This is a genomic window from Lachnospira multipara ATCC 19207 (assembly GCF_000424105.1).
Taxonomy (GTDB): Bacteria; Bacillota; Clostridia; order Lachnospirales; family Lachnospiraceae; genus Lachnospira; species Lachnospira multipara.
Genome location: NZ_KE384131.1, coordinates 33,895 through 39,296, shown reverse-complemented (window position 1 = coordinate 39,296; position 5,402 = coordinate 33,895). Strand labels below are relative to the sequence as shown.

The 5,402-nt window shown below is 29.7% G+C and carries 5 protein-coding genes and 1 riboswitch; all 5 genes read right to left on the bottom strand.

The window, feature by feature from the left end:
• Window positions 1–205: 205 nt before the first annotated feature.
• Window positions 206–281: riboswitch (cyclic di-GMP riboswitch) on the bottom strand.
• Window positions 282–407: 126 nt separating this feature from the next.
• Complete coding sequence (locus G600_RS15790) at window positions 408–575, bottom strand: hypothetical protein (RefSeq protein ID WP_155885999.1); 168 nt, start codon at window positions 573–575, stop codon at window positions 408–410.
• A 12-nt stretch (window positions 576–587) separates the two neighbouring features.
• A complete protein-coding gene (locus G600_RS0113245; protein ID WP_027432311.1) occupies window positions 588–1,109 on the bottom strand; it encodes a hypothetical protein in 522 nt (173 codons plus the stop codon).
• Window positions 1,109–2,263, bottom strand: coding sequence for an AAA family ATPase (locus G600_RS0113240; protein WP_027432310.1), 1,155 nt, complete (start codon window positions 2,261–2,263; stop codon window positions 1,109–1,111). The genes G600_RS0113245 and G600_RS0113240 overlap by 1 nt, the downstream gene beginning before the upstream one ends.
• Window positions 2,264–2,663: 400 nt before the next feature.
• A complete protein-coding gene (locus G600_RS0113235) occupies window positions 2,664–3,032 on the bottom strand; it encodes a hypothetical protein (RefSeq protein WP_027432309.1) in 369 nt (122 codons plus the stop codon).
• 201 nt (window positions 3,033–3,233) lie between these two features.
• Window positions 3,234–5,402, bottom strand: a 2,169-nt coding sequence (locus G600_RS0113230; protein ID WP_027432308.1) for an InlB B-repeat-containing protein, incomplete at its 5' end; no start/stop codon positions are given.

Here is a 5,402-nt window from a genome sequence, read left to right as displayed (position 1 = left end):
ATGCGAAAGATAGAAAGTTATATATAACTTTTAGACTTCTTTATTCTTCTTGTAAACTTAGTGGTGGGTTTTCTAAGTCTTCTTGTAAACTTAGTGGTGGGTTTTTATTTAACCAAAATAAATTTACTAGATAAATAAAAAAACGCCATGAACCCATGACGTAAAAAGCTATTAGTGTTAATAAAAATATGTGCGAACTTTTATCTATAGCAACTGGCTGGCATTTTAAAGCCCCTTTAGTTTTGTGTCATAAAGTTTCCTTTATTTTACCTTTTATATATTTACTTAGCAAAGATATTATATAGGGATGAAAGGTGTGTGTCAAGGGAGTGGAAGGGTTTGTAGTAATATAAAAATAATGCCCCCGACTATATAGCCGAGAGCATTTGTGATTAGCTGGTATATGATTAGAATTTCAGCTTTTCATTGATTTTTTTAATTTGTTTCTGAGCCTTCGCTATAATTTTCTTGTTTCCAGATTCTTCTGCAAATACAAGAACTTCTTGCCAATCTTCAAGTTCATCAAGAAGCATTCCTTTATACTGTTCATTTGTCATTCCCATTTCTTCTTCCATACTCGATACCTCCTATTTTAGTAAATCAGCCAAACATTTTTCATTCTTTGGAATTTTTGATAATGTTTTATAATTTTTGATTGCAGAAATTAAAACTTCTGTATTTTGAAAATATTCCGTTACAAATTGAGTACTTTTCACATTTGGCATTCTTAGTTGTTGTTTGCAGTAATCGCTAGGCTTTGTGTTGCTTTTATACTTTGAAAAATCCGAAAATTTGTTTTCATTTATTATAATAAGCATTTCAATTTCTGGTGCAGTAACAATATTAATAACATCTATTTTGTTTCTATATGCAGCTCTTAAATTGAAGTTTTCTCGTCTAGAATCAAGTATTCGATAGACCGTAATTTTATTATTAAAATTTTTTCCTAAATATTTATCTTCAAATTCTCTAGCATTTCTACATTTTAAAATTTCTTTATCTAATAATTTAGAACGGGAGAAAATTAGCCTTTCTTCATCTAATAATTTATTTATAATGGCCCGTTCTGCCGAGCCTTCACAAATGCAAGCTATTAAATTTTCAGCCATTAATGAACCCCCAACTCTGTTCTGGAATTAATTATAACTTCTTTTAAATCTATATAAGATTCATAAAGAGGTGCCGTACCTTCAAGATAACCGCTTTTAAATGCTTCACTCTTTTTTATATCATTTCTCTTTAATAAATTACACAATTTTTCAGCAGAAATTCCATTTTTGTTTCGCACTATATAAATATTGTCAGAACGTTCGAATTCATCTAATAATTCAGAGTAATGAGTGGAGAATATTATAGTAGCACCCATCTTATTTACAATTGGATTTGTAAAAAATCTATATAATGTTGCAACTATTTCTCGATTAAAGTGGTTTTCTAATTCGTCCACTAATAGATAACCACCTTTATTGAAAACCATCATCGCATTAAGAAAAACATTTAATCCTTTTACAGTTCCAGAAGAAAGATATTTTTCGCATTGTAAAGGATCTGATAACGAAATTGCATCTTTGCCATAAAATTTTAGTTTTATTTCAGAGTTGTTCTTATCAAATGTAATTGATTCAATGCTAGGATCTAGGAACTTAATCAATTCGTGAGGATAGTTTCCAATTAATCTTAACATATTCATATTTGTATAATTAAGTAAATCTCTGACGAATATTTTGTTATTCTTGCTTATAGCTATTGCTATACTTACATCATCTGATAAAAATTCAGCAGTATTGTCACGCTCTTTAAATAAATCTGTATTTTCATAAGACATTATATCTTTTTTCGATTGAATTTTTGATATTGATTTTTTCCATATTTTTTCTGCCCCGAAAATAAATCTATTATCTATCTCGTTATTTCTAACGCTTATGATTTCTGATTGAAGCTTATATAGATTATTGTTATCATCATAGAATATCACTTCTATATTTACTTTTTTAGAATCTGTCAAAACATCTCGATTGACAATATTGTTTAAAGACTGTCCGTTAATCAATTCTAATGCAAAAGAAATTAATTTTAATACAGAAGTCTTACCAGAAGCGTTAATACCTACAACTGAAATGACATTATTTGTATATACGTTTTTAAATATATTTGAAAGCATATCGCTATTATCTTTTATAACTCTTTGTTCAGCGAAAAAATCTATACTAACTTTATCATTAAAGAGCATTAACCCGTCTGCTGATATTTTTAAAATTTTCATATTGTCCTCCTTTTATTACAATATAATAATAACGGTTTTTATAGGCGTTGTCAAACATTTAAACACGTTATCCAATTAAATTTTGTAAATAGCCTGTAAATTTAGCAAGATTATCAATTTTTAAACAGATTTTATGTCTAAATCAATATTTCTATATTAAATATATAAGTTTTTGGGTGGATTTTGTATTGTATATAATAGGAATCGGTTGGCTTTTATTCCGTAAATTTTGGTTCTTATTATGTAAGAACTGGTAGATATCCTGTAATAAATGGTAGATTATTTAGACCAAATTTTACAGGATTAACTAATAATTGGTTCATAAAATTTCTATATACAAAAAAGACAACCTAAATTAATAGGTTGCCTCTTCATTATGGATATTCTGAAAATATAAGATTTAATCGTTTTCGCTTTCTAAAAGCTCTTTGCAATTCTCACCATATAAATTTTGGCAATAATTTTCTACCATAGAAATCAAAAATGTTTCTTCTGCTTCTGTTAAATCCCAGGCGTATTCAATATCGGCTTCGACACCAACAATAACAACACAAGCAGTTAATTTTTTATCATACGGATTGTAATAAGTATAAAAATTAATCCATTCATCATCACTGATATTATTGATTTCTTCTATGTCGGCAAAATATTCAGCAACATCAAACCATAATTCATAGGTAGCATTAATAACATTGTTGTCTATAAGCAATTCATCACAACAATTAATATTGAGCTTTGTTAATTCTAATTTTCTTTTAACTCTTTCCATAATAAACCTCCGATTAATAATATTTATGAAGTAAATATAGAAGAAATCTTGTATTAAGTTATATATAGCTTTTATCACTACAAATAATTAAAAAAAGCCGACTAGATTTCTCTAGCCGACTTCTCATTAATTAATCTCTACTATGTGGTATCTTAATCTATCTAATATAGAACTGTTAGCACCACTAGCTACTGTTATCTTTTATTTTCTATTTAATGTCTTTACTTTAGTTTTATCTACGGTATTTCCTATTAAATTATTAATATATACCTGATTTTCGTTAAGGAATCCTTTTACATGGACATCGCCCTTGTATGCTGTTACCTGGATGTTATCTTCTCCTCCAGCTGCATATAATGGTGTTATTATTATAAATTGCTGAATCCATGTGCCATCATCTGTATTAGATATTAATTGGCCTAGATTTGATTCTTTGTCTACATATAATACATCACTTGTTATTTCTACAAGTAATTGTGCATCATATTTTCCATCTAGGCTTCCAGTGTAAATATATAATGGATATCTTTCAGATATATACCAGTTTTCAGGGAACTTGATTCTGACAGCATTTGCATAACCAAATGTACTTACTGTTAGAGTAAAGTATTCACCCTTTATTAATTCAGCTTCGGCTGTATCTATGCCTTGTTTTGTTTTGGCTTCAACCTTTAAATCAAATACTGAACTATTAGTTGTATTGTCTAACACATTTCCCACATTATCTTCTAAGTGATAAGTAACACCATAATCGCCATTAAATAAGTTATCAGCAAAATTTTCAAGATTAACCGTCATAACATCAAAGCTATTCCAATCAATGTGAGTATATCTATTATATTCATCTAATTCTTGATTATCCGCTTTTCCTATCGTAACAACCTGTGAATTGTCATAATTTGTTACTACAATGCTAGACTTATCTAAGTTAAGACCTGAGATATTGTCATGTCCTATAAGGCTTACGATATAGTCTGTAAAATTAGACTTATCAAGGCCCACGATATTTTCTAGCTTATCTATGCCTTCAAGTGTTGGTATGTCATTATCGCCAATAAGAGATGTATAACCATCTGTATCATGATAAGTAGTTGTTTCATCATAACTTATATGTGAATCATGCCAATTATCTCTCATAATAACCCAAGGAATAATAAGCATTGAATTATCATTTGTTAAAGTAACATTATTATAACCCGTTCCACATATGCTCTTGCCATCTTTTCCTTTATTAGATGTGAAACTAGCTGAAGTTACTGTCTGAACATTTCCTGTATCTGTACTTGATACATAATCATATCCAAAGCTATCTATGTAATACCAACTAGATGTAGCAGCTTTATCGCCATTTATGAAATAAGCCTGGCGTTTATATTGCCAATTAGTTGTTTGATTAGTATTTAAATAGTACCCAATTTGAGTACCACTAGCACTTACACTTCCAAGGCTTGTTACAATCGGTGTATCTGAATAATAGAAATATCCAGCAGGACTGTCAATTGCCTGATTCTTCCATTGTGGAGCAAAAGGCGAATCTGAATTACTTGTATTAGCATTTGGTTTCTCTATATCATTACCATCAGCATCAGTAAAATGTTTCCATATTGCTACTAGAGTAACTGTTCCGTCCAAACTACGAAGATTTTTAAATTTTTCATTAGCATTTATATATGACTTTGTACCAATACCAACACTTGGATCTGTATTAGTATTATTAGTGTAGCCACCATAATTTGAGCCATCATATACTTGCCAACTTCTAAACTCATAATCTTCTCTAGTTACGCTATCTGGTGCAGTAACCGTTTCGTCAAAACGAACTCGCTTATCTGGGATTTGTTCCTCATTTGCAAGGTTCATATCGTAATGAACTGTATATGAGATAGGTTTCCAGATTGCATAAAATGTAATCGTTGTACCATTACTTACATTCACTCCTGATGACTTTGGTGTAATAGTTGTACCTACCCTATTTAATCCTCCAAGGCTTGAACTAAAACTTAGAGAACTATAAGAAGGATTTGTTGACCAGCCCACAAATTCATAACCTGTTCTAGATAATGAATTAGCACTAGGTAATGTAATACTATTACCAGCTTTTATATTCTTAATAGTTGTTACACTACCTGTTGGATTTGTTGTAATGGTATCACCATAGATATTCTTTGTCGTTACACTTGTTGGATTTGGGTTAAATACAACATCATAGGTGAATTTATAGTAAATATTTACGGTTGTATCTGCATTTAAAGTCTGCACACCAGTAGAAGTAGTACCAATAGTGGTTTCTACACCGTTTTCTACTTTTGTAATCTTTTCTACATAGACATTACTTCTATTAGTTCTTGTAGCATTAATAGAATAAGTAAC

What these genes read in the sequence shown, in the direction of transcription:
- G600_RS0113240 (WP_027432310.1), bottom strand. Translation starts at nt 2,263, where the DNA reads ATGAAAATTTTAAAAATATCAGCAGACGGGTTAATGCTCTTTAATGAT.
- G600_RS0113235 (WP_027432309.1), bottom strand. Translation starts at nt 3,032, where the DNA reads ATGGAAAGAGTTAAAAGAAAATTAGAATTAACAAAGCTCAATATTAAT.
- G600_RS0113245 (WP_027432311.1), bottom strand. Translation starts at nt 1,109, where the DNA reads ATGGCTGAAAATTTAATAGCTTGCATTTGTGAAGGCTCGGCAGAACGG.
- G600_RS15790 (WP_155885999.1), bottom strand. Translation starts at nt 575, where the DNA reads ATGGAAGAAGAAATGGGAATGACAAATGAACAGTATAAAGGAATGCTT.